The sequence below is a fragment of the Carboxylicivirga linearis genome, from assembly GCF_018271995.1.
In the GTDB taxonomy this organism is placed as follows: domain Bacteria; phylum Bacteroidota; class Bacteroidia; order Bacteroidales; family Marinilabiliaceae; genus Carboxylicivirga; species Carboxylicivirga linearis.
This window is the reverse complement of sequence record NZ_JAGUCO010000002.1, coordinates 353,413-377,785: the sequence shown is the minus strand read 5'-3', so window position 1 is coordinate 377,785 and position 24,373 is coordinate 353,413. Positions and strand designations below refer to the sequence as shown.

At 36.1% G+C, this 24,373-nt stretch carries 23 protein-coding genes; 14 read left to right on the top strand and 9 right to left on the bottom strand.

Annotation, left to right across the window (positions count from 1 at the left end; genetic code table 11):
- Nucleotides 1-57: 57 nt before the first annotated feature.
- The 3 genes from hemH to KEM10_RS04905 all read left to right on the top strand — a co-directional run bounded on the left by hemH (nucleotide 58) and on the right by KEM10_RS04905 (nucleotide 2,345).
- Nucleotides 58-1,092, top strand: a complete 1,035-nt coding sequence (gene hemH / locus KEM10_RS04915; protein ID WP_212214239.1) for a ferrochelatase — start codon at nucleotides 58-60, stop codon at nucleotides 1,090-1,092.
- 410 nt (nucleotides 1,093-1,502) lie between these two features.
- Nucleotides 1,503-1,874: a hypothetical protein gene (locus KEM10_RS04910; RefSeq protein ID WP_212214237.1), complete on the top strand. Its 372-nt coding sequence runs from the start codon at nucleotides 1,503-1,505 to the stop codon at nucleotides 1,872-1,874.
- Between the two features lie 75 nt (nucleotides 1,875-1,949).
- Nucleotides 1,950-2,345, top strand: a complete 396-nt coding sequence (locus KEM10_RS04905) for a GNAT family N-acetyltransferase (RefSeq protein WP_212214234.1) — start codon at nucleotides 1,950-1,952, stop codon at nucleotides 2,343-2,345.
- A gap of 55 nt (nucleotides 2,346-2,400) precedes the next feature.
- On the opposite strand, the gene KEM10_RS04900 is transcribed toward KEM10_RS04905, so the two are convergent.
- Nucleotides 2,401-3,687: a hypothetical protein gene (locus KEM10_RS04900; protein ID WP_212214231.1), complete on the bottom strand. Its 1,287-nt coding sequence runs from the start codon at nucleotides 3,685-3,687 to the stop codon at nucleotides 2,401-2,403.
- A gap of 420 nt (nucleotides 3,688-4,107) precedes the next feature.
- Here KEM10_RS04900 and nifH point away from each other — a divergent pair, with 420 nt between their 5' ends.
- From nifH to KEM10_RS04850, 10 genes are all read left to right on the top strand, one after another.
- On the top strand, nucleotides 4,108-4,932 hold the full coding sequence (nifH, locus tag KEM10_RS04895; RefSeq protein WP_212214229.1) for a nitrogenase iron protein: 825 nt from the start codon (nucleotides 4,108-4,110) through the stop codon (nucleotides 4,930-4,932).
- A gap of 69 nt (nucleotides 4,933-5,001) precedes the next feature.
- Nucleotides 5,002-5,328, top strand: coding sequence for a P-II family nitrogen regulator (locus KEM10_RS04890; RefSeq protein WP_212214227.1), 327 nt, complete (start codon nucleotides 5,002-5,004; stop codon nucleotides 5,326-5,328).
- Between the two features lie 119 nt (nucleotides 5,329-5,447).
- Nucleotides 5,448-5,828: a P-II family nitrogen regulator gene (locus KEM10_RS04885; RefSeq protein WP_212214225.1), complete on the top strand. Its 381-nt coding sequence runs from the start codon at nucleotides 5,448-5,450 to the stop codon at nucleotides 5,826-5,828.
- A 12-nt stretch (nucleotides 5,829-5,840) separates the two neighbouring features.
- The gene (gene nifD / locus KEM10_RS04880; RefSeq protein WP_212214224.1) at nucleotides 5,841-7,472 is read left to right on the top strand and encodes a nitrogenase molybdenum-iron protein alpha chain; all 1,632 of its coding nucleotides are present in this window, start codon (nucleotides 5,841-5,843) and stop codon (nucleotides 7,470-7,472) included.
- An 11-nt stretch (nucleotides 7,473-7,483) separates the two neighbouring features.
- A complete protein-coding gene (gene nifK / locus KEM10_RS04875; protein ID WP_212214222.1) occupies nucleotides 7,484-8,866 on the top strand; it encodes a nitrogenase molybdenum-iron protein subunit beta in 1,383 nt (460 codons plus the stop codon).
- Between the two features lie 386 nt (nucleotides 8,867-9,252).
- Nucleotides 9,253-10,611, top strand: a complete 1,359-nt coding sequence (gene nifE / locus KEM10_RS04870; protein WP_212214220.1) for a nitrogenase iron-molybdenum cofactor biosynthesis protein NifE — start codon at nucleotides 9,253-9,255, stop codon at nucleotides 10,609-10,611.
- Between the two features lie 2 nt (nucleotides 10,612-10,613).
- Complete coding sequence (locus tag KEM10_RS04865) at nucleotides 10,614-12,005, top strand: nitrogenase component 1 (protein ID WP_212214218.1); 1,392 nt, start codon at nucleotides 10,614-10,616, stop codon at nucleotides 12,003-12,005.
- Between the two features lie 40 nt (nucleotides 12,006-12,045).
- A complete protein-coding gene (gene nifB / locus KEM10_RS04860) occupies nucleotides 12,046-13,305 on the top strand; it encodes a nitrogenase cofactor biosynthesis protein NifB (protein ID WP_212214215.1) in 1,260 nt (419 codons plus the stop codon).
- Between the two features lie 135 nt (nucleotides 13,306-13,440).
- Complete coding sequence (locus KEM10_RS04855; RefSeq protein WP_212214212.1) at nucleotides 13,441-13,746, top strand: (2Fe-2S) ferredoxin domain-containing protein; 306 nt, start codon at nucleotides 13,441-13,443, stop codon at nucleotides 13,744-13,746.
- A 133-nt stretch (nucleotides 13,747-13,879) separates the two neighbouring features.
- Nucleotides 13,880-14,995 (top strand): homocitrate synthase/isopropylmalate synthase family protein, encoded by a 1,116-nt coding sequence (locus tag KEM10_RS04850; RefSeq protein WP_212214210.1) that lies wholly within the window; start codon nucleotides 13,880-13,882, stop codon nucleotides 14,993-14,995.
- Between the two features lie 244 nt (nucleotides 14,996-15,239).
- On the opposite strand, the gene KEM10_RS04845 is transcribed toward KEM10_RS04850, so the two are convergent.
- From KEM10_RS04845 to KEM10_RS04825, 5 genes are all read right to left on the bottom strand, one after another.
- The gene (locus KEM10_RS04845; RefSeq protein WP_212214208.1) at nucleotides 15,240-16,499 is read right to left on the bottom strand and encodes a T9SS type A sorting domain-containing protein; all 1,260 of its coding nucleotides are present in this window, start codon (nucleotides 16,497-16,499) and stop codon (nucleotides 15,240-15,242) included.
- Nucleotides 16,500-16,527: 28 nt separating this feature from the next.
- Nucleotides 16,528-17,226, bottom strand: coding sequence for an LrgB family protein (locus KEM10_RS04840; RefSeq protein WP_212214205.1), 699 nt, complete (start codon nucleotides 17,224-17,226; stop codon nucleotides 16,528-16,530).
- Complete coding sequence (locus KEM10_RS04835; protein WP_212214201.1) at nucleotides 17,219-17,572, bottom strand: CidA/LrgA family protein; 354 nt, start codon at nucleotides 17,570-17,572, stop codon at nucleotides 17,219-17,221. Before KEM10_RS04835 ends, KEM10_RS04840 begins: the two co-directional genes overlap by 8 nt.
- A 78-nt stretch (nucleotides 17,573-17,650) precedes the next feature.
- Nucleotides 17,651-18,205 carry a hypothetical protein gene (locus KEM10_RS04830; protein ID WP_212214198.1) on the bottom strand — a complete coding sequence of 185 codons (555 nt, stop codon included), beginning with the start codon at nucleotides 18,203-18,205 and terminating at the stop codon, nucleotides 17,651-17,653.
- Nucleotides 18,206-18,434: 229 nt separating this feature from the next.
- Nucleotides 18,435-19,427: a serine/threonine dehydratase gene (locus tag KEM10_RS04825; RefSeq protein ID WP_212214195.1), complete on the bottom strand. Its 993-nt coding sequence runs from the start codon at nucleotides 19,425-19,427 to the stop codon at nucleotides 18,435-18,437.
- Nucleotides 19,428-19,551: 124 nt separating this feature from the next.
- Here KEM10_RS04825 and KEM10_RS04820 point away from each other — a divergent pair, with 124 nt between their 5' ends.
- The gene (locus tag KEM10_RS04820) at nucleotides 19,552-20,187 is read left to right on the top strand and encodes a DUF6629 family protein (protein ID WP_212214192.1); all 636 of its coding nucleotides are present in this window, start codon (nucleotides 19,552-19,554) and stop codon (nucleotides 20,185-20,187) included.
- Between the two features lie 210 nt (nucleotides 20,188-20,397).
- Here the strand turns inward: KEM10_RS04820 and KEM10_RS04815 are convergent, their stop codons facing one another.
- From KEM10_RS04815 to KEM10_RS04805, 3 genes are all read right to left on the bottom strand, one after another.
- The gene (locus KEM10_RS04815) at nucleotides 20,398-21,057 is read right to left on the bottom strand and encodes a hypothetical protein (protein WP_212214189.1); all 660 of its coding nucleotides are present in this window, start codon (nucleotides 21,055-21,057) and stop codon (nucleotides 20,398-20,400) included.
- 302 nt (nucleotides 21,058-21,359) lie between these two features.
- Entirely contained in the window at nucleotides 21,360-22,634 is a 1,275-nt protein-coding gene (locus tag KEM10_RS04810) for a hypothetical protein (protein ID WP_212214186.1), read from the bottom strand.
- Between the two features lie 271 nt (nucleotides 22,635-22,905).
- On the bottom strand, nucleotides 22,906-24,372 hold the full coding sequence (locus KEM10_RS04805; protein ID WP_212214183.1) for a glycoside hydrolase family 30 protein: 1,467 nt from the start codon (nucleotides 24,370-24,372) through the stop codon (nucleotides 22,906-22,908).
- Between the last annotated feature and the right edge of the window lies 1 nt (nucleotide 24,373).

The following is a 24,373-nucleotide window of genomic DNA, read 5'->3' as shown; positions in this document are numbered from 1 at the left end:
TATTTATGAACAAAGACAGTTGGATAGTGTTTAAAGGTAGATCTGAAAAGCAATTTAATGAGTACAACAGGCATATTAATAGTTAATTTAGGTACGCCAGACAGTTATAAGCGTAAAGATGTAAAAAAGTATCTGGCAGAATTTTTAATGGACGGTCGCGTTATAGATATTCCTTTTTGGAAGCGTTTTCTATTAGTGCGTGGGATTATTGCTCCCTTTCGTTCAAGAAAGGTTTCTGTTGAGTACAATAAGTTATGGCTAGAAAATGGTTCCCCTCTAATGGTTTATGGCCAGCAACTGGTAAATAAACTTCAAGGACTTTTTAATAATGATGGCGATGAAACAGTAGTTGAACTGGCTATGAGATATCAAAGTCCATCTGTTGAATCAGGACTTAATAAGTTAAAAGAAAAGGCTGTTGAACGTATTGTTGTTTTACCACTTTTCCCACAATATGCTTCTGCTACTGTTGGATCGGTAGCGCAAAAAGTAATGGAAATCATTTCAAAATGGGAAGTGATTCCTTCCATTGAATTTATTAATGATTATCATGATGAACCTGAATATATTAAGGCTTTTGCTCAAAAAGTAGAGGCTGATATGCAGGAAAAGAAACCCAATCATGTGTTATTTAGTTATCATGGTATACCGGAGCGGCATTTAGAAAACATTCAAAAGCAAAACAATAAATTATGTACCTGGCCAAACTGTCAATGTGAAAAGGAAAATAAGGTTCAACGTTTCTGTTATCGTTCTGCCTGTTTTAATACAACCAAATTAATTGCTGCAGAAACAGGCCTCAGTGAGGAAAAATATACCACCTCTTTTCAGAGCAGGTTAGGCAAATCGCCTTGGATAAAACCGTATACAGATGTGACTATTGAAGAATTAGCAAAAAAAGGCATCAAAAATTTGTTAGTGGTTTCTCCATCGTTTGTGGCAGATTGTTTAGAGACTACGCTAGAAATTGGTGAGCAATATAAAGAGTTGTTTATTGAAAATGGTGGGGGAGAGTTTAATTTTACCGAAAGTTTAAATGCGGATGATAAGTGGGCTGAGGCTGTTTATAAAATGTTAGTTTCAAAGATGTAATGTATTCGTTTGAAATAATTTAATCTTTAAAAAAAAGGATGATAACCAACGTTATCATCCTTTTTTATTAACCTAACCCAAATCTATGAAAAAAAATCTGATAGTAATATTACAATACGCATGCCATAGAATGTTGAATATTATTTTAAAGAGTTAAATCAAGTTAATGTATTATTTATATGATTTAAATATTAATCAAATTAGATTTCTTAACTGTTGTATTTTGTTCTATTCCATTTTTGAATACTGAGATTGAAAGATACTACCTGAATAATAGTTAGTTTTTATTTAAGTTAAATTAAAATAATAGCATTCATGAATTTTCAACAGGTTGATTGTTGATCTTTTAAAGGAAAAGTGTTATATTAAATACGCATTATCATTTTTGATTTTAACCAAAACCTAATGATATGAGTATTTTATACAAAAAACATTCTGACTTTCCAGATGCTATTCTTATTAGGGATTTTAAGAATTCGGTGGATGTTAATGAGATTATTAATAGTTGGGAAAATCTGAAAGAAAATGATTTATTAACTGATAAACTAAAAGGGGTTATTAATAATTTGTTAGATTGCGATTTAAACATGAATATGGACTCATTTAAAATGCTGATGGGTTATTTAAAGCAAAACGAATGTTTTTATAAAATTAAATTGGCGGTAATATGTAATAAGCCAAAAATTGTTGTTTATCCCACCTTAGGAGAGGAGAAAGAAGGTGCTCTTAAAATTAAACCGTTCTCAACGATCGATGCTGCCGTTGAATGGATAATTGAATGACTTTGCTCTGCTATTCAAGTCATTATTAATTGTAGTAATTTATTATCTTGGTGAGCCTACTCATATCTCGAAAAAATGTACACTATTTCAAAAGATAAAGGTTTATTAGACCTGGATGTTATATGTAAATATTTGTCAAAAGAATCGTATTGGGCACAAGGGCGGACCAGAGAAGTAATAGAGAAATCAATTCAAAATTCAATCTGTTACGGTATTTATAGCAATGACCAACAAATTGGATTTGCACGAGTGATAACCGATTATGCAGTTTTTGCATGGTTATTAGATGTTTTTGTATTACCCGATTATCAAGGTAAAGGAGCAGGAAAGAAGTTAATGACTTCAATAATGGAAGATGTAGATTTGGCAATAATTAAGCGTTGGCGTTTATCCACAGCTGATGCTCATGGATTATATAAACAATATGGATTTACAGCTCTTGAGAAACCGGAATATATGATGGAAAAATAAATCCCCCAATACATAGAATGTATTGAGGGATGAAATATAATAGGGAATTTCATTGCTAAAATTCAAAACCTAAACCAAACTCGAAGATATTTCCTGATTCAATTGAAAATTCTTGAGGAGTTAAATCTTTTCTTAACTGGTAATTCATTTTTAATACGAGGTGTTCGGACATATTAAAATTTATTCCAAGAGCCAATATGTTTAAGTAGCTTTGAACGCGATCGTATTTCGAAAGTACCTCAGAAACCTTACCGTGTGTATTTAAATGTTCAGCCCTAATAAATAAGGGTAATTTCATTTCTTTGGTGCTATACAATTTATTATGGCAGTCTTTACGTTGAGGCCACAGCCAATGAAGTATATCAACCCCAGCTTCAAAATATCCGCCATACACTTGTTCTCCTAATACCTGGCCCTTTCCGTCAACATCTTTTGTTAGTTGATAAATACCTTCTGTATCTGTTAATCGTCCATAGGTACCTACCATCAAGAAACGAAAGTTTTTAGGTGTATATCTTACATATCCCGAATAAATGGAAAGTCTGGAGTTAGTCTCAAAACTGTTATCATCTATATTATAGGAGTTCGGCTTATTTATTCCAAAATATCCAGAGACACTTAAATCAAGATCAGCACGTGGTGTATAGATTAATTGAGGTGATAGCCCGTATGATCTGAAATCAAAAGCATCGCGTCCGCTTCTTACCCATGTTGCACTTGTAAAGTCCTTGCCATCAAGCCCAGTTACAAAATTTACAAAGTAATTTAATTTGGGAGAAATTTGACCGTATGCACCCACACCCAGTTCAATCCAGGTGGTTGGTATAATAATACGTTCTACTTCGGGCCTGTTTACAGAATAAAATAATAAAGGTTCATCGTTACTATTAATATAACCTATAGATATTGGCTGAAAACCTGTGCGGAGATTAAATGCCTTATTAAAACGGTAATCAAAGAACAGTTCAAAATTTAGTTCGGTATGGCTTTCGCTGCCATCAGTTAAATATTCAACTTGAATTTCTGAATTAAAAATAAACTTATCGGTAAAGCGATAACCAAAAAAGGATGCTAACCTATATAAAGACGTATAATATAATTCTACATCGCCCAGTTCAGCTTTAGGAGGTGTGTAATTATAGCCGACACCATTTATTTCACCAAATCCACTAACCGACCAAGGTTTTTCAGAAAAGAATATTCCTGAAGCTGCTTTTCCTAAACCCGGATACTGTTTCTGAACTTCTGATTGGACAGAATCAATTTGTGCATTGGCACTAGTTTGTATAGTGCTCATCAAAATCAATAGTAGACCTATATATATATAGTTGTTAAGTTTCATTGTAATTATTTTGAGTTGCCTTCAGAAAACAACATCTATGCCATACACATATTGTTTTGCCGCATTAAAAGGGAAGTTTTGAAGTTTTAGTGTTCTTTAACAAGCCATATTTGGTGAAGCTAAAATGACACTAAATGTAACATAAATGTGAACTTACATTAAGGCTTTCGTTTTTAAGTGTCAGTTATACTGTGTTTTATCGGTTTTTTGCGCGAAATGTCACCAATAAAGGAGGTTTCTACATAAATGTAGGAAAAAACACCTATGCCAAAATCATAAAAAATTATTTATAAAATTTTAAATGTCAGATAATAAGAGTATTACGATGTGTTTGGTAAAAAAATATGCAACATGATATTTGTCATTGGCACATTGTGTGTTTTAAGGGAGGACAGATAATAACCATTAAAATTAAGAGTCATGAGAAAAGTTGCAATTTACGGAAAAGGTGGTATCGGTAAATCTACCACAACACAAAACACAGTAGCCGGTCTTGTAGAAATGGGTAAAAACGTAATGGTAGTTGGATGTGACCCTAAAGCGGATTCAACACGTTTGTTACTTGGTGGATTGGCACAAAAAACAGTATTAGATACTCTTCGTGAAGAAGGTGAGGATGTAGAATTAGATGATGTAGTAAAAAGAGGATACGGAGAAGTACGATGCGTAGAGTCAGGAGGTCCAGAACCAGGAGTAGGTTGTGCTGGTCGTGGTATCATTACTTCTATTAACCTATTAGAGCAATTAGGTGCATGGGATGAAAAATTCGAAACTGAGTATACTTTCTACGATGTATTAGGTGATGTTGTATGTGGTGGTTTCGCAATGCCTATTCGTGATGGTAAGGCAGAAGAAATCTACATTGTAGTATCAGGTGAGATGATGGCTATGTATGCTGCTAATAACATTTGTAAAGGTATTAAGAAGTATGCACAAGCAGGTACTGTACGTTTAGGTGGTTTGATCTGTAACTCACGTAAAGTAGATAACGAAAGAGAAATGATTGAGCAGTTAGCTAAGCAAATTGGTACTCAAATGATTCACTTCGTACCTCGTGATAACATGGTTCAACAAGCTGAGATCAACAGAAAAACTGTTATCGAATTTGCTCCAGAACACAATCAAGCAAACGAATATCGCGCATTAGCAAAAGCTATCGATTCAAACGAAATGTTCGTAATTCCAGATCCATTAGAGATTGAAGAACTTGAAAAATTATTAATCGACTTTGGTATTGCTAACTAATTTGTTAGTCAAACGATTGGTAAATAATAAATTAAACTCAGACAAATAACTTACTAAAACGAATCGACTATGTTAATGATAAAAGCGATTGTTCGCCCTGAAAAAACAAGTAAAGTATTGAAAGCTTTATTCGAAGCTGGTTACATAGCTGTTACAAAAATGCCTGTTGTAGGTCGTGGTAAGCAGCGAGGTATTAAAATTGGTGATGTTACTTATGATGAGCTTCCAAAAGAAATGTTGTTGATGGTAGTAAAAGACGAAGATAAAGACTTTGCAGTAACTACTATTATGGAAGCAGCCCGCACTGAACCTAAAGGTGCATTCGGAGATGGTAAAATCTTTATTTCGCCAGTTGACGAATCATACACTATCAGTAGAGGTAGTAAGGAACTTTAATCAATTAACCTGAATCTATGTAACTAACCGAAAAAGGTGCTGGGTACCATTCCTCTTTAACAAATAAAGATTAGTACTGATTTCGGTAAGTTTCATATGACCATTAAAAAATTAAGCATATGAAATGTGTAATGGCCATAATTCGCATCGATAAGATGAACGAAACCAAAAGAGCTTTAAGAGATGCAGGTATCACTTCAATGACTGCAACAGGTAAAGTTTTTGGTAGAGGAAAAGGCTTATGGGATGCTAAAGTAATAGAAGGAGCTAAAAACGATACTCCTGAGGCACTTGAACTTCTGGGAAAAGAACCGCGTTTGCGTCCACAAAGAGTAATACAAATTGTAGTACCAAGCAATAAAGTGGAAACATGTGTTGAAACAATTATCGAAGCTAACCAAACACCGGGACCTGGTGACGGAAAAATTTTCGTCCTTCCAATGGGAGAAGCAATCAGCGTTAGAACCGGCGAAAGCGGAGATGCAGTGTTGGATATTTAAAAAATGAGTGCAATGGTAAAAAAGAAAGATATCACAAACGGATTGCCAGATCCATCAGAATTGATGGATGAGATATTGGCTAAATACCCTACAAAAATTGCTAAGAAACGTAAGAAAGGGATGGTTGTTAACGACCCTTCTGAAGAGCAAGAAATTCAAGCTAACATACGTACTATTCCTGGAATTATTACTCAAAGAGGTTGTACTTATGCTGGTTGTAAAGGGGTAGTATTAGGACCTACACGCGACATTATCAACTTAGTTCACGGTCCTATCGGATGTAGTTTCTACGCATGGTTGACGCGCCGTAACCAAACCCGCCCAGCTGAGGGAGAGGATAACTTCATGATGTACGCTTTCTCAACAGATATGCAAGATGAGAACATCGTATTCGGTGGAGAGGCTAAACTAAAAGATGCTATCCGCGAAGCAATGGAACTTTTCAATCCAAAAGCAATAGGTATTTTCTCAACATGTCCTGTAGGTTTGATTGGTGATGATGTTCATGCAGTAGCCCGCGAGATGAAAGAAGAAACTGGAATTAATATTTTTGGTTTTAGTTGTGAAGGTTATCGCGGTGTATCACAGTCTGCTGGTCACCATATTGCCAACAATCAGGTGTTTAAAAACGTAGTAGGTCTTAACGATCGCGATCGTAAAGGTAAATTCCAAATTAACCTGTTAGGTGAATATAATATTGGTGGTGATGCTTTTGAATTAGAGCGTTTGTTCGAAGAAGCTGGTATAGAGTTGCTATCTACTTTCTCAGGAAACTCTACTATCAAGAGTATGGAATACTCACACACTGCTGACTTAAACCTTGTAATGTGTCACCGTTCTATCAACTACATCGCTGAGATGATGGAAGAAAAATACGGTATTCCTTGGTTTAAAGTAAACTTCATTAGTGCTGAAGGTACTGCTAAGTCGCTTCGCAAAGTAGCTGAGTTTTTCGATGATGCGGAATTAACGGCTAAAGTGGAAGAAATCGTTGCAAGAGAAATGGCTAAGGTAGAAGCTGTAAAAGCAGCTGTGAAGCCAAAAACTGAAGGTAAATTAGCCATGATGTTCGTAGGAGGATCACGTGCTCACCACTATCAGGATCTTTTCAATGAACTAGGTGTTACTACTGTTTCTGCCGGTTATGAGTTTGCTCACCGCGATGACTATGAAGGACGTCACGTAATTCCAAACATCAAAATTGATGCTGATTCACGTAACATCGAAGAGATTACCGTTACTAAAGATGAAGAGCTTTTCCGCGATGATTTAGTTGCCAAGAAAAAAGCAATGGAAGAAAAAGGTATGGAATTCAGCGATTATGTTGGAATGATGCCTGAGATGAAAAAGAATTCGTTGGTAATTGATGATGTTAACCATTGGGAAACTGAAAAGTTAATTGAGTTCTACAAGCCAGATATGTTCTGTGCAGGGATTAAAGAAAAATATGTGGTTCAGAAATTAGGGGTGCCTTTAAAGCAGTTACACTCTTATGATTATGGTGGTCCATATGCCGGATTTGAAGGAGCTATCAATTTCTATGTTGAAATGGAAAGAATGTTAGGTACCGATATCTGGAAGATGGTTGATGCACCATGGAAATCAGAGCCAGAGATTGTAGGAAGTTTCGCTTTTAACGGATAGGAGGATACAATATGTTATTACGTCATACAACAGATAAAGTAAAAGAAAGAAAGGCTTTAACCGTAAACCCGGCTAAAACTTGTCAGCCGGTAGGAGCCATGTACGCAGCCCTTGGTATTCATGGATGTTTACCACATAGCCACGGTTCGCAAGGATGTTGCTCATATCACCGAAGTGCCTTAACACGTCACTATAAAGAGCCAGTAATGGCTGCCACCAGTTCATTTACCGAAGGATCTTCAGTATTTGGTGGACAAAGTAACCTGTTGCAAGCAATTGGAAATATCTTCCAAATTTACGAACCAGATATTATCGCTGTTCACTCAACTTGTTTATCAGAAACAATTGGTGATGACTTAGGTCAGATTGTTACCAAAGCAAAAACTGATGGTAAAATTCCAGAAGGAAAGCACGTTATTCAAGCGCCAACACCAAGTTATGTAGGAAGCCACGTTACTGGTTATGCCAACATGTTGGAAGGAATTGTAAAATATTTCCCTACAAAAACTGACAAACTGATTAATCAAATCAACTTATTGTCAGGTTGGGTTGAGCCTTCAGATATGAAAGAACTGAAGCGTATCATGGGCTTGATGAAAATAAACAACGTATTGTTGCCTGATACCTCTGACGTGTTAGATACCCCAATGACAGGTAAGTACGCTATGTATCCAAAAGGAGGAACTACTATTCCTGAAATGGTAAGCATGGGTGATAGTCTTCATACGTTAGCTCTTGGAGAATGGGCAACCAATAAAGCTGCTATTGCTTTGGATAACAGTTGTAAAGTAGCCTTTACTCAGGAAGATCTACCTATTGGTATCAAGGCAACAGACCGTTTCATTCAAGCATTATCTAAAGTAGCTGGAGTTTCTGTACCAGAATCAATCAGCGACGAACGTGGTAAATTAATGGATTTAATCACTGATATGCACCAATACCTATATGGTAAGCGTGTTGCTCTTTATGGTGATCCTGATCAATTAATCCCATTGACAGAGTTCTTATTAGATATGGATATGAAGCCTGTTTACATCGTATCTGGTACTCCTGGTAAGAAATTCGAAAAACGCATGAGCGAATTATTAAGCGAGCGTTGCCCTGAAGCTAAATTTAAAAACGGTCCACAAGCAGATATGTTCTTAATGCACCAATGGATTAAGGAAGAGGGAGTTGATTTGTTAATGGGTAATACATACGGTAAGTATATTGCTCGTGATGAAAACATTCCTTTCGTAAGAATGGGATTCCCTATCCTAGATAGAGTTGGACATAGCTACTTCCCAACTTTAGGTTACATGGGAGGTATCCGTATCTTAGAAAAGATGCTTAATGAGATCATGAACTACCAGGATGCTACTTGTCCGGATGAGAAAGTAGAATTGACAATGTAATTGCAATTTATTGAGCCTATAATAAATGAATTGATGACCAGGGAGCAGGAGAAGTTTTTCTCTACCTTTTATGACACATTCCAGTTTTAAATATTCATTCTCCTGCTTCCTTTCTCGTCAATCCATTTCTTCAAGCAAAAAAGTTTGTTTGAAATAAAAAATAAAACAACCGGTTGTAAGATAGCTCTCATCAACTTTGAAATGTGTCTGCTATAACATTCTCTCTAAAATTAGATTGACCTTTGTAATGCATCATACACCATTTACTCTTGACGTTTCAAATGGGCTACTTCTCCGGTTTTTTTAATACTCCAATCATTATTGACTGTTTCTAATAGATAATGATACTACAAAATAGAGGTAATTAACCTATAAAAATGACGACGATGGAAAGGTTAATAAAAGAAAGAAATACTCAAATACATACCATAGGAAGCTCAGAGCACGACTTGGCTTGTGAAAAGAAAAGTACGGCAGGTAGTGTTAGTCAAAGAGCTTGTGTTTTCTGTGGATCAAGGGTGGTACTTTACCCTATTGCTGATGCACTGCATTTAATCCATGGCCCTATAGGGTGTGCGGCCTACACCTGGGATATACGTGGAGCAATGTCATCAGGACCTCAATTACACCGCTTAAGTTTCTCAACCGACCTGAGAGAGAAAGATGTAGTTTTTGGCGGTGAACCCAAACTGAAAAAAGCTTTAACTGAATTAATAGAATCGTATAATCCCAAAGCTGCTTTTGTTTACTCAACTTGTATTGTTGGCGTTATTGGAGATGATGTAGACGCTGTTTGTAGAGAAGTATCAAAAGAGCAAGGTATTGATGTAATACCTGTGATGGCTGAAGGATTTAAAGGAACCAAAAAAGATGGATACAAAGCTGCTTGCGACGCACTTTCAACATTAGTTGGTACCGATGATGATTACCAAGCACCTGAATACAGTATTAATATACTGGGTGACTTTAACCTGGCAGGTGAACTTTGGATCTTAAAAGATTATTATGAGCGTATTGGTGTTAATATTATTACCTGCTTAACAGGTGATGGACGTATAAACGAAATACGTAAATGCCATAAAGCTTCATTAAACGTGGTTCAGTGCTCCGGATCGATGATGCATCTGGCCAAAGAAATGAAAGAGAAGTATGGTATACCGTTTAAAAAGGTTTCATACTTCGGAATTGAAGATATGTCTGAAGCTTTGTACGAGGTTGCCTCATTCTTTAAAAATGATGAGATGTTGAATAAAGCCCGTACATTAGTTTCCAACGAAATACAAGAGTTAATTCCGGCTCTTGAACCATACAAACAAAAATTAACCGGTAAAAAAGCAGCTATTTATGTTGGTGGTGCTTTTAAAGCAATCAGCCTGGTAAAAGCCTTGCGTTTATTGGGAATGGAAACTGCGGTTGTTGGCTCGCAAACAGGTAATAAAGACGATTATAACCTTTTAACAAAGCTTTGCGACGCAGGAACTGTTATTGTAGATGACTCCAACCCAAATGAATTATCGGAATTTGTGAAAGAAAAAGGAGTAGACTTATTCATTGGTGGTGTTAAAGAACGCCCCATAGCTTACAAACTTGGTTTAGGTTTTTGCGATCATAACCACGAACGCAAGGAAGCCTTGGCCGGATACGAAGGCATGTTAAACTTTGCCAAAGAGGTGTATGCATCGGTTTGCAGCCCGGTATGGCAGTTTTTCAACAGACCATCATCATCAACCACCGAAAATGAATAGCTATGGATAAGTTACCAAGATTAAAAGATATACGCCCTTTTGTTTCAACGCGTAACGCATGTAAGTTGTGTTCGCCACTGGGCGCCAGCATTGCCTTAAAAGGCATCGAAGGATGTGTTCCTGTCATTCATGGTTCGCAAGGATGTGCCACTTACATCCGCAGATATATGATCAGTCATTATAAAGAACCCGTTGATATTGCATCATCCAACTTTAGTGAAGAAACCACCATTTTTGGTGGAGCCGAAAATCTGAAAGTTGCATTAGGAAACGTAATTGGTCAGTACAAACCAAAGGCTGTAGGTGTAGCAACCACTTGTCTGAGTGAAACCATTGGTGAAGATGTGGCTCTGATGTTGAAACATATCAAAAGCCTGACTAATGAGGAGGAATGGCCTGATTTATTTACGGTTTCAACACCAAGTTATCAGGGAACGCATATGGATGGTTTTCATGCCACCATATTACAAATGGTAAAAACATATGCCAAGGATAATACTCCTAACGATAAGGTAAATGTGTTGCCTAACCTGGTTTCTCCGGCTGATATTCGTCATTTAAAAGAAATATTTGCTGATTGCGGTTTGGATGCTACCATTTTACCCGATTATTCCGATACACTTGATAACGGTGCCTGGGATAAGTATTACAGAGTTCCTAAAGGAGGCACATCCATTAAAGATATCAAGTTAAGCGGTGGTGCTAAGGCTACTTTTGAAATGGGTGAATTTACTAAAGTAAGTGTTGGTAAAAATAATAGCGGGAATTTAAGTGCTGCTGCCTGGTTAGAAAAAGAACATGGTGTAACAAATCATCAAACCATTTTACCTATTGGAGTAAAAGCAACCGATACCTTATTCGAAAATATTGGTAAGGTGAGCGGTTACGAAATGCCTGATAAGTACGAATCACAAAGAGCGCGCTTATTAGATTCATATGCCGATGGACATAAATATGTTTTTGGTAAAAAAGCTATTGTGTACGGCGAAGAAGATTTAGTATTGGGTATCTGTGCTTTTCTTGATGAAATAGGTGTGGAAGTGATACTAGCAGCCAGCGGAGCCAATAATAATCTAACAGAAAGATTAAAGCACTATTGTCCTTCAAATGCTGAAACCATTAAAGTGATGTCTGATTCGGATTTTGAACAAATAAATGAACAGGCTCATGAGCTTAATCCTGACTTTATAGTGGGTAACAGTAAAGGATATTACATAGCCCGCGATTTAAAAATACCTATTGTTCGTGTCGGATTTCCTATTCACGATCGCCTGGGTGGTCAACGAATTAAGCATATTGGCTATGAAGGCACACAAGAATTGTTTGATCGAATAGTGAATTCACTGATTGAATATAAACAAGACAATTCACCAATAGGATACAAATACATTTAATAACCGATTATAGATTATAAACCTCTTTAAATATACTCTCATGAAAGATTTTACTAAACATCCGTGTTTTAATAAGGGAGCGCATCATACCAATGCAAGGGTTCATTTACCAGTAGCACCTCAATGTAATGTGAAGTGTAATTACTGTAATCGAAAGTTCGACTGTGTAAATGAGAGTAGACCTGGTGTAACCAGTAATGTTCTTCAACCAGAACAAGCTTTAGAGTACGTAAAAAATCTAAAAAATATAATGCCCGAATTAACAGTGGTGGGTATTGCAGGTCCCGGTGATCCGTTTGCCAATGCTGAGAAAACCATGAAGACACTACGATTGGTGAAGGAAGAGTTTCCTGATATGTTGTTGTGTGTATCAACCAATGGGTTAAACGTTGGACCTTATATTGATGAGTTGAAAGAACTGGATGTATCGCATGTTACCGTTACATTAAATAGCTTCCGTCCCGAAACATTGGAGAAAATCTATGGATGGGTACGTTACGATAAAAGAGGTTATTTTGGTAAGAGTGCAGGAGAAGTCCTTCTTGAGAAACAAGTAGCAGCCATCAAAAAAATGAAATCATTAGATATGGTTGTTAAGGTTAACTCTATTGTTATTCCGGGAGTTAACGATAATGAAATTGAAGAAGTTGCAGAAAAAATTGCGGAAATGGGAGTGGACTTAATGAATACCATTCCATTGTTTCCGGTTAAAGATACGCCATTCGAGGATTTAACAGAACCATCGTCGGAGTGGATGAAAGCATTGCGCCAAAAAGTTGAAACTTATTTGCCACCTATGTCGCACTGTGCACGCTGCAGGGCCGATGCAGCGGGGCTACTGGGTAAAGACTCAGCTGAAGCGGCGCAATTGCTTTCTGAAGCTGCTAAACTAACTATAAATGATGGTGAAGAAAGACCATATGTGGCGGTGGCCAGTATGGAAGGTATTTTGGTTAATCAGCATTTAGGTGAGGCAGATCGTATTCATGTATTCAAAGAAACTCCTAACGGCTACAAGTTGGTTAATATCAGAACAACACCTGATAGAGGAATAGGTGATAAGCGCTGGTTGGAACTGGCTGATACCTTAAATGATTGTCGTTCGATGTTGGTGGGTGGAATTGGTCCAAAGCCATCAAAAATTCTTTCGAAAAGTGGTATTAAGGTAATAGAAATGAGCGGAATGATTGATCAGGGACTTGATCATGTGTATAAAGGAACAGAGTTAAGAACCTTATGCAAGTCCGAAGTATTTAAGTGTGGTTCAGGATGTACCGGTAATGCTTCAGGTTGTGGTTGATATTTTAAAAGTAGAACAGTTTAAAGGCAGAAGGCAGAAGTGTTGTTATGACGAATTATAATCCTGATACTTCTGTCTTGCTACTTGATACTAATAATAACAGACATAAATAAACTAAACAAAAAAACGAATAGTATGAAAAAGCCAGATTATCACATTTTAGTGTGTAACTCGTTCCGTATGGCGGGCGATGCACAAGGTTACTGTAATAAAAACGGTGCTACTGATTTACTTACCTATTTAATGGAAGAGTGTGGTGACCGCGGTTTAGACGTTACTGTTTCAACAACAGGATGTTTGAATGTATGTTCCCAAGGACCTATCATGGTAATCCACCCAAATAACCTTTGGTATGGTGGTGTTACTGAAGAGCGAATTGATGAAATATTAGATGCGTTGGAAGAAGGAGAAGCAGTTGAAGAATATTTGATTACAGACTAAATTTTAGAATGTTAGACTTTTATAAAATTTAGACTGATTTGCACATTGCAATGGGTGTACATTTATAGATAAAGTCTAATAATTCGAGGTCTAAAAACCTTTTTCAAAAAATACAAATTTAAACCCCTTTGCTATGGCCTATAAATTAATAGATACGACTTTGCGTGATGGAGAACAGGCTCCGGGTGTTTCTTTTTCGTTAGAAGAAAAAATGAAAATTGCTGCTTTGCTTGATGAGGCAGGAGTTCAGGAGCTTGAGATAGGTACGCCTATAATTTCATCTAAAGAAGAAAAAGATATTAAGGCATTAATAGCACAGGGGTTTAGATTTGACTCCACTTGTTGGGCGCGTGCACACCGTTCCGATATAGAAGCGTCGCTACGTACAGGAGCTGAGCGGATCAATATTTCCTTCCCCGTATCTGCAATTCACCTGTCGTCGATGAATAAAGATCGAAGCTGGTTAATGCATTCGCTTCAATCGGTGTTGAGGCAGGCTCTTGATATGTTTGAGTTTGTATCAGTGGGTGCACAAGATGCATCTCGTACTGATCCTGCTTTTCTGGAAGAATTTATTTCAGAAGCAGTGGGTTTGGGAGCTAATCGTATTCGCTTGGCCGATACAGTAGGTATTATGCATCCATTAAGCACCGCTGAAATGTTTAAACGTTACAAGGAGCTTTGTAAAGGAATAGAGTTGGAGTTCCATGCTCATAATGATTTGGGTATGGCAACTGCCAATACTTTGGTTGCATTGCAATCGGGAGCTACTTGCGCTTCATTAACAGTAAATGGTTTGGGTGAGCGAGCTGGCAATGCTGCTTTAGAAGAAGTGGTGGCTGCTTTAAACTATTCGGTTCATCAAAACAATAGGATTAACCTTGAGACCTGCACCGAATTAAGTAATTACATCGAGAAGGTTTCAGGACGAAAAAACTCTGTGTCAAAACCCATTGTTGGTGAAAGAGTTTTCTCACATGAATCGGGTATACACTGTCGTAGCCTGATTAATAATCCAATGAGTTATCATGCTTTTAACCCTCAGGATATTGGGCAAAGTAGTTCGTTTGTGATAGGCAAGCATTCCGGAAGTGCTATTATACAGTCTGTTTTAAATGAAGTTGGCGTATATCTTTCAAAAGAAGATTCGCAAAAAGTATTAGACGCCATTAAAAACAGAGAAAAGAGTTTTAATGGTGAAGTAAAAAAAGAAGAGTTGGTTGCCATTTATGAGCAACTGTTTAATTAGAATAAAATAAACCTTACTCAAAAATAAGCTTGAAAAATCCTGAAGTCTGCCAAGGCTTCAATAAATATTGTCAATTTCTTAATAGCATTTATATAGAATGCTTTCGTTAGAATTTTGGCTGAGTTAGCAATCAAAATAAAAATCTTGGAAGAGTGGGTTGTAGTTTATAAATAGAAGAGGTTTAATTAAATGCCTACAACCCTTTAAAAAAATGCGCATGACGAAACGGTAGTCATGCGCTTTTTTATTTTGATTTAACAAATTTGATGCATTGTTGATTATTGCAGGAGCTTATTAAACAAAAATAAACTCCAGACTTTAAATGGGTAATATGAATTGTTTTTTGATTGTATTCCTGAAGTAAAAGACAACCTTTTGAATTATAAATTTCTACTAGTAATTCATCCGAATTATCATCGAGGTTTACATTTAAAATATCATTAGCAGGATTAGGAAATACAATTGGATTACTTTCATTAATAGTAGCCAGATCAATGCCAACACTAGAATCACAATACTCAATTCTTGGATTGTATTCGCTACCACATGGGGAGTTATATTTTGTTTGATCATATATTGGCTCAGGGTTGTCGCTCCACAATAAGTTGGGTAATAATCCCATCTCAATCTGTTCAGTACTGCCGCTACTCAACGCAATTTGTTTGGCAGTAACATTACCAGTGAATGTGTAATCAGCCAAAGCATCCAGCAAACGAAAAGTAACATAGTAGTCTAAAGCATCAAATTCAGCGTTGTTTGTATATTGGGCAGGAAGAGTGTGATCTGCATCATAATTGTAATCATCAATGGTTGATGAATAAGCTATTAAGCAATCTTTGTGGTCTTTGTCAATGGAGATTGTATTAAAGATATCCATGCCCATACGATGGTCATTAGAGGTATCATCATTGTATAATACAGTTAATAGATTGCAGTTGGAAGAGAAGTTTAATAATTCGTCTTGTGTTATTTCAAACGAATACCAGGGAGCTGAGCAATACATAAAACGTCCGTTAACTCCCCAATTGTAATGGGTAAATAATTTATAAGCATTGGCAGGAGTGGCTCCGCCTCCAAATGATTGTCCAAAAAATCCAACACGGGTTGTATCAATAATGGATGTGGCCGTTCTGGCGGCTTTTATAAAGCCATTTCTAAGTGTGGCATAACGTTCGGTATTATCAATACCAATTGATTTATAAGGTACAAAAACAACAGCATATCCACGAGATGCCAGATGTCGTAAGGTCTCAATATGAAAAGCAGTATCTACAGATGCATATCCATGCGAATAAAAAATGGTTGGAACAGGATTCGAAATATCTAATGGGTAGAAAATAGAAATGTCCCTTAGCGCCCAATAATCGTTAGTAATATTCATTACCGACACATCGTTCTTGCCATTAGCACCATATCCATCTGTAATTGCGTCGATAGGGCCTTGGTATTGAGCATTTATCTTGGTGAAAAAGATGCTTAAAATAAAAATCAAAAGATATTTCATAGACTGGTTTTGACAATTATATAGTTCTTCAATACAAACCCCAAACCTGCAAAACAGTTACCATTATAACAGTTGTAATAGCTGCTACACCAATTGCTAAACTACTAACAGCACCTTCTGTTTCTCCCATTTCAATGGCTTTAGTTGTGCCTAAAACATGTGCAGAAGTACCCAGAGTTAATCCTTTTGCAATGGGATGAGTAATTCGCAGAATACGGTACAGTATTTTAGCGATGGAAGCTCCAAGTAAGCCGGTAATAATAATAGAAATGACTGTAATGCCTTCTATGGCTTCCAACGAATTACTTACCGCTATTCCAATAGGCGTAGTAACGGAGTGGGGTATAAGAGAGCGCTCCAGTATTTCATTTAAATGAAATACGCGGCATAACACAATAACTGATATAAAAGATGCTGCAACACCACTAAATATACCTCCTAATATCGAAAATTTATGTTGTACCAATAGTTTACGCTGGCGGTATAAGGGAAGGGCCAGTACCACAGTAACCGGACCTAGGAAAGCGTGGATAAAATTAGCTCCCTTTGTATAATGCTCGTATGGTATTTGAACCTGTGTAAGAATTATAATAATTAAAAAAGCACTTATTAGTAATGGGTTAATATAGTTTTTTTGTAATCGTTTACGTAACCAGAGGCATCCATAATACAATCCCAAAGTAAGTAAAATGCCAAACAGGTGAGTATTGGTTAGTGTTTCAGTCATCTTTCTTACTTTTTATTAAGAACTGTGTTACCAAGCCAGTAACAATCATTACAAAAAGGGTAGATAATACAATGGTGCTGATGGTTGCAGCCAAATGTCCGTCCAAAAACTGATACGAAACCATTACGCTTACGCCAGCCGGAATAAAGAAAAAAGGCATGTTATCCAATAAAAAAGTGGCTGTCTCGGCAATGTGCTTTTCCTTAACTAAACCCGTCAATAATAGAATTAGTAGAATTAGCATACCAATAATACTTCCCGGTAAGGGTTCAGATAATGTTTCGCTAATAAGCTCACCGGCAAAATTAATGACTAGAATAATAAGTAATTGCTTAAATATTTTCATTCCCCGCGGTTAAAATCAGATCAACAGCAAAATTAATAGAATAATCTGAACATGAGGAATTGAGAAAGTAGGTTATTATTAATTATTCAAAAGATAATTTTCTTCTACATATCGCAGCCATTCATATAAATCCTTGGCAGCAGCTGAGCTGTTTTCTCTACTACAATCACCCCACTGATTTAGTATTACCTGCTTGTATTTATGGGTTCGTTTATTCAGAGTAAAAGTCGAATACACTATCGTTCCAGCATCTACCATTTCACATTTAAGATCTGAAATATTTCCTTTTACTGCATGATTAATTTTGTATTGCTTATTTTCCAGATTAGCATCATCAAGAGTATATATAATCGAATCGGTAGATAACAGGTTTTCATTCATGGCAACTTCACTAATCGTACCATTATCTTCAATAAAATTCCAGTTTTCCGGATTGTTGAATGAATATATATTGCCGGAACAATCTATCAGATAACCATTGTGCTGATATATCCAGGCATAATTAATATACTCCACTTGAAATAATATTCTTTGATTTATAGGGGTGTATTGGGTGTTTTTATTGTTCTTATCGCAAGCAGTAAGTAATGCAAGTATAGATGCGATTAAAATGGCTAGTAAGATTCTTTTCATAGTGTCTGTTTTATGTAATGATGAACAGATACTTAAAAGGTTGCGTATATCATAGATACAAAAAAACGGATGATAACCGTTGCTATCATCCGTTTTACTAACCTAACCCAAATCTATGAAAAAAAATCTGATAGGTTTAATGCAATACTTGTGCCAAAAAACAATGTATGTACTCTTGTTGGTGGTTAAAATATGTTAACCTTACGTTCAGCTGTCTTTAATTGTATAATTATAGATGCCTATTGGGAGTGATGTCCAGATGATTAGTGTTCCATATTTTTTTCTGGACCAAATGGTCGATATTTCCACCGGATAGTACTAACACGACTTTTTTCTTACTCTTTTGTTTTTTCAGCCACTGAACGGCCGCTTCCATTGCCATGGCGCTGGTAGGTTCAATATGTATTTTTAACAGATGTGTTAGCCATTGAGTCCAGTATATAATATTTTCTTCTGGTACTTCATAAAAATCATCGAGCTGTTTCAGATATTCAAAGGTAATGTCACCCACCGACATGGTCATGGCACCATCGGCCAAAGTATCAGGTGTAGAAGTAAGTTTTTGTATAGAACCGGTACGTAACGATTCTGCTGCATCATTAGCATTGAGAGGTTCCGCTCCAATTACTTTGGCGCGCGATGCTAATGCCCGGGCAGCAATTAATGTGCCCGATAATAGACCTCCACCTCCGCATGGTGCAAACACGGCATCTATATCGTTAACTTGATGCAAGGCTTCATAAGCAGCTGTTCCCTGACCAGCAATTACCTTTACATTATTAAAAGGATGAATCCAATAGGTTCCTTCTTCTTCTGATGCTTTCTTAACTTTTTCGTCTGTAATGATTCTGTTTTCTGATAAATCTACATGAGCACCATATGCTTTGGTTGCTTGTATTTTAACTTTTGAAGCATATTTGGGCATATAAATAGTGGACGGAATATTAAATTGCCGTGCTGCGTAGGCCACTGCCTGTGCATGGTTGCCCGAACTATTTGCTATTAGTTTTTTAGGACGAATATTGTTTTCGATTAACCACGAAACAGTGTTACAAGCTCCGCGAACCTTAAAAGCTCCAATTTTCTGCATACACTCCGCTTTAAAGAACACCTCATGTCCTAACCACTTATTTAGTAATGTTGATGAAAGGATGGGTGTTTTTTTAATAAATGGTGCAATTCGCTGTTGGGCATTTTTTATGTCGTGGATAGTTAGAGGCATATTGTAAAATTTTAGTCTGAAGATAACTAAAAACTAATTATTTTTAAGTTGTTAGGTCAAAGGCAGAAGATTTGAATTGAAAGGATATATTTCTATTTTTGATAATCACCCTAAAAAGTAAAGTATGTGTTTTTCAGCTGAAGTAAGTTTTGGAGCCAGTGCCGTAATATCCACAGTAGGAGTGGTAGCTCTTAAAAAGAATAAACAGAAAGAGAAACTCTTTTTTGCCATGATACCTTTAATGTTTGGTATTCAGCAATTTTTTGAAGGTTGGTTGTGGGTTGCGTTAGAGAATAGCAGTTACAAGTATATTGAAGCGTGGGCAACCTTTGGCTTTTTAATATTTGCTCAATTGATATGGCCTGTATGGGTACCGTTGTCAACTTATAGATTAGAACAGAATAAACAACGGAAACAATGGATAGCTTATTCGCTAATAATAGGAGTGATACTCTTTATTATTCTTGGATATCGTATGTTGTTTTACCCTGTGTCAGCACATATCGACGGGCAACATATTTTTTATCAGGTAGGACATTTCCAGAGCACTAATTGGTGGAGTGGGATATTATATCTGTTTCCGGCTGTTTTACCTTTTATTCTTTCAAGCAAACGACAGATTAATTATCTGGGTATTGCTATGCTTTTGTTTTTTGTGGTTGCAAAAGTCTTTTACCTGAAATATATGATATCAACATGGTGTATGTTTGCAGCCGTGTTGAGTATTTACATTGTTTTTATAATTAAAAAAGAGAGATGACATTAACCACAGATTAACAAGATTATTAAGATTTAGTAATGAGTTTTCTGGAGTAATAATGAAAATAATCCATTTAATCTTAATAATCTGTGGTTTAATAGAGGCAGTATGTGTATTAAAACCAAAAAAGGATGAAAGCCGCTGCCCTCATCCTTTATTATTAATTAAAATCTTAAAACCTCACAGGAGTGTGAAATAATAATAAATCTGCTAGTCTTCCATATCCTGCAACGAAGCAATATAATCCCAATCTTCTTGATTAACACCATAGATGCTATTGGTTAAGCTCCATACACATCGTTGGATTTTACCCTGAATAACGTTATAATCCGACATGTTATCACTAAACTGAGAAATGTCAATCCTTTTTGGTTTCAAAGCGCTTACTAAATCCGTAAAAGATTTAGAAGCTGTTACTCCTTTAATTTTATATGTATCAACCAATCTGCTTGATGGACGCCCTTTATTTAGGCATTGCAAATAAAATTTAACTTGCACCTGACTATTCCCTAATACATGTATTCTGATCGTTTGCATACACATTCCACTTTGGCCATCGGCTTCTAAACATTCAAATATAGTACCGCCTTCAATTTCAATATCGCAAGGTTCAGGTTTTGTGTTACCAAAGGTCATTTCGCACTGTACTTCACTTCCACATCCTCTCTCTCTTCTATGATTTGTACTTTTTAAGGTCAAATCGTCAATGTTTGTAGATACCGAAGACAAGCCCGTTATTGGAGAAACTGTTATTCCTTCAGGAAGCACAAATGCTTTTGATATTTCAAAAGCTCCGGATGTTTCTCCCATTCCAGGTATATTACCTGCTTCTCCAACTGTTTCTTTCTCACATGAACTAAATGTTATCATACTAAGTGCTATAACTGCACAAAATAGGATAGAGATTCTGTTTGTTATTCTCATACTGGTTTGAAATTTTGGTTATAATTTTAAGGTGGCAAGGTCCATTAATAATTATAAAAGGTCAATTCCAATATGACAAACAGTATGGATTTACGAGCAAAATTGGAGATTTATTCCATAAATAGCTATAAAATAAATAGGGGTATAGAATAAAAAGGATAAAGTAAAGGTTCTAGTAATAAAAAAAAGGATGAAAGCCGAAACCTTCATCCTTTTCTTATTGAAAAACTATATTCTAAATCTCTTGATCATTTGATATCACTTGCTTCGCAGCTGTCACTAATTACTCTAAATGTATATTCATATCCATTGTCTACTTCCAGAATGGTAACAAGTTCAACCATAAAGCCGTTGGTCATTAATATACCTTCACCTAAACTTGCAATGGTTACCGTTTGCGTAATCTCATCTTGATTCTTTGTGGTAATATCAAATTGTGCATCATAATCTAAACATGATAACTCAAAAGTGAAGTAACCAATATCCACAGATCCATTTTCTCCTAATTGAGGCTTACCTGCTTCTTCAAATTTGATAGTTCCAGATGTTTGTTTATAATTTGTTTCTACATTAAAATTAAAACCGTCTGTTGTATATAACCCATTTTCTAAATCAACCATTGCTTCTCCATCGCAGTTAAATGCGAAAGAAATAAAACTCAAAGCACCTGTTGTATTTCCATTACACTCATCATAACACCAGCATAACGGAAGTGGAATATATATATCATATACACCTTCTGGTAAAACACCAATTGGAAGATTAGGCAGACCATTGATAAATTCAGTGTCCTCACTAGTTAATCCTGATCCGTTGGTAATTTTCCATAGTATTTCTTGAAGTCTCTCAATTATATCAGCATAGTTTAAATCTGGCTCAGGGTAAGCAACATAATGCTCCCAGTTTATTTTTTTGCCTTGTAGAAGGGTTAATAAATCTAATACTGGTTTTGATGTGGTAACACCAAGAAATGTATAGGTATTATTCTCTGTTGGCCTGTCCTTGCCTTCGTTTAAACAATATAAGTCAAGAATGAAGGTTTTTTCACTGTTAGGAGGAACACAAACATTAACAGGACACATCAATATTGCATGTTGAACATTGGGATCGTCAACTTCAAAAACGGTACCGGCTCTAAACCATAATGATCGACATTCTGTTGAATGATCATTGGTAACAGTTATTTCCACTCTGATTTGATCACCTGAACCAAAAACCTTAAAATCAAATGTGCCAGTTGATTTTAATACTGAAGATAATGAAGTACTACTAACACCCCTTATTTCACCAAATGATAGATTATCATTAAAATCATAAGATTGTGCTTCGAGCGAACCATCAGTGTATCCCATTCCAGGTATATTTCCTGGTTCTTCAACTGCTTCTTTCTCACATGATACGAATGAGATCATACCAATGGTTAAGATTGCAAATAACAGCTTATAGTTTAAACTGCTAACCTCTGTCTTTAATTGACGTAGAAAAGTATTCTTTGATACTTCAACTCCCTTTTTATTGTTCATATCTCAAAAATTTACTTGTTTTCCATTACACGAATGCAAATTCTAACATTAATATGTAAATGTCAATTTCAATATGACTAAAGAGTTATTTTTTGTGATAGACACCATTTAATTGGTAATGTATAAGCCTAATAATAGGCTTGAAGGCCTTTTTGAATTATAAATAGCCGATACTTTTTGCTCCTTTGAGCACAAAAAAAGGATAGAAGCCAAAACTTTCATCCTTTCTATTATTCAATTTGTTTACCAAAGTGGTTATAACGTTATGGTGTTATTTCATTTCGAAGGTATTTAACGAATGGGCAGGTAGTGAAACGCTTAAATACTTATTGTTTATTTCAATATTTATTTCTTTACTTTCATCATTAAAATTACCTGCTAGTATCAGGTATTTGCCTTTAGGATCTTCAACAACCATAATCGGTGTTTTATTCTCCTTATTATTTTTAAAGGCTAGTACTTTACTGCCGGGTGTTATATAATGAGTGTAGTGTTTTACAGCATAATACTCTGGTGTATAGGTAGCTGTTCTGTCTTCTGAATTTACGCGTATTAAAGCATTTTGCTTCCAACCCCAACCACTAACTCCATCATCATATAATATGGCATTCCAAAAAGTATATTCCTCGCAACCATTGCCTAAATAGTGATTTATTAACTGAAAGGTGTGTTCTGCTGCTTCCCAGTCAAAAGATCCCCAGCCACATTCGCTTTCTGTTTGCACGTATTTGTAATTGGGATATTTTTCACGTAACCGATGTAAGATTTGTCCACCTTCCCACTGAAATCCAACACCTTTAAAAGTTTCAGGCATGCGTGGGTCGGATAATACTTCATCAATAACATCATAACGATTGGTATTAATGGTACCAAAGTACAAATCAACATTAGGATGCTGATCTTTTAAAGCAGGAGCAAGGTATTCGGCATTAAATCGAATTATACCTTCAGGTGTCCATGCGCAGCCCGGATAGGCCGTATAGCTCCATGGTTCGTTTTGAAACATTACCATATCAATGTCAATACCTTCCTTTTGATATGCTGAAATATATTTGCAAAAGTAGTTAGCATACGTTTCTAAATATCGGGGTTCCTGGATAAAATAATCATTCACCGATAATTGATGTGGAAATACACTATTGTCTTTTTGTTCTATACCTTCAAATAGCAGAAAATTCATCTTAGGGTCCATTTCATTAAATTGATCATTACTAACTACTGAATAATAATGATTAATCTTCATCCATGAGGGAGGAGACCAGGGCGAAATCCAGAAAGATAAATTTGGGTTTTGTTCCTGAGCAGCTTTAATAAACGGTATTAGAGTAGTTTTATCCCGGTCAATATTAAAGTATTTAAGCTGAAAATCGCCTGACACTTCATCGCAACTATACCAATCTCTCGCATAATCGTTTGCATTCATCGAAAAACGCCCCATTGAAAATTGTAGATCACCGTTGGGCGAGAATAATTGCTTTAATATGTTTTCTTGTTGTTTTCGCGGTAACATATTTAGGGCGTCCCAACCACGTTCGTTAAAACAGGTTCCCCAGGCCTTAAAGGTAACAATGTGTTCATCACCACTAACTTTCAAATCTGGTGTTTCAGATATATTTTGTAGTAGTTTGACTTTTGATTGCTGCCAGAGATTTCCTTCGGTACTGCTCGTCCAATTATAAGTCTGGGCATTTAATAGTAATGCTAAACCTAAGAAAAGAGATAAAAAGATGAGTTTCATG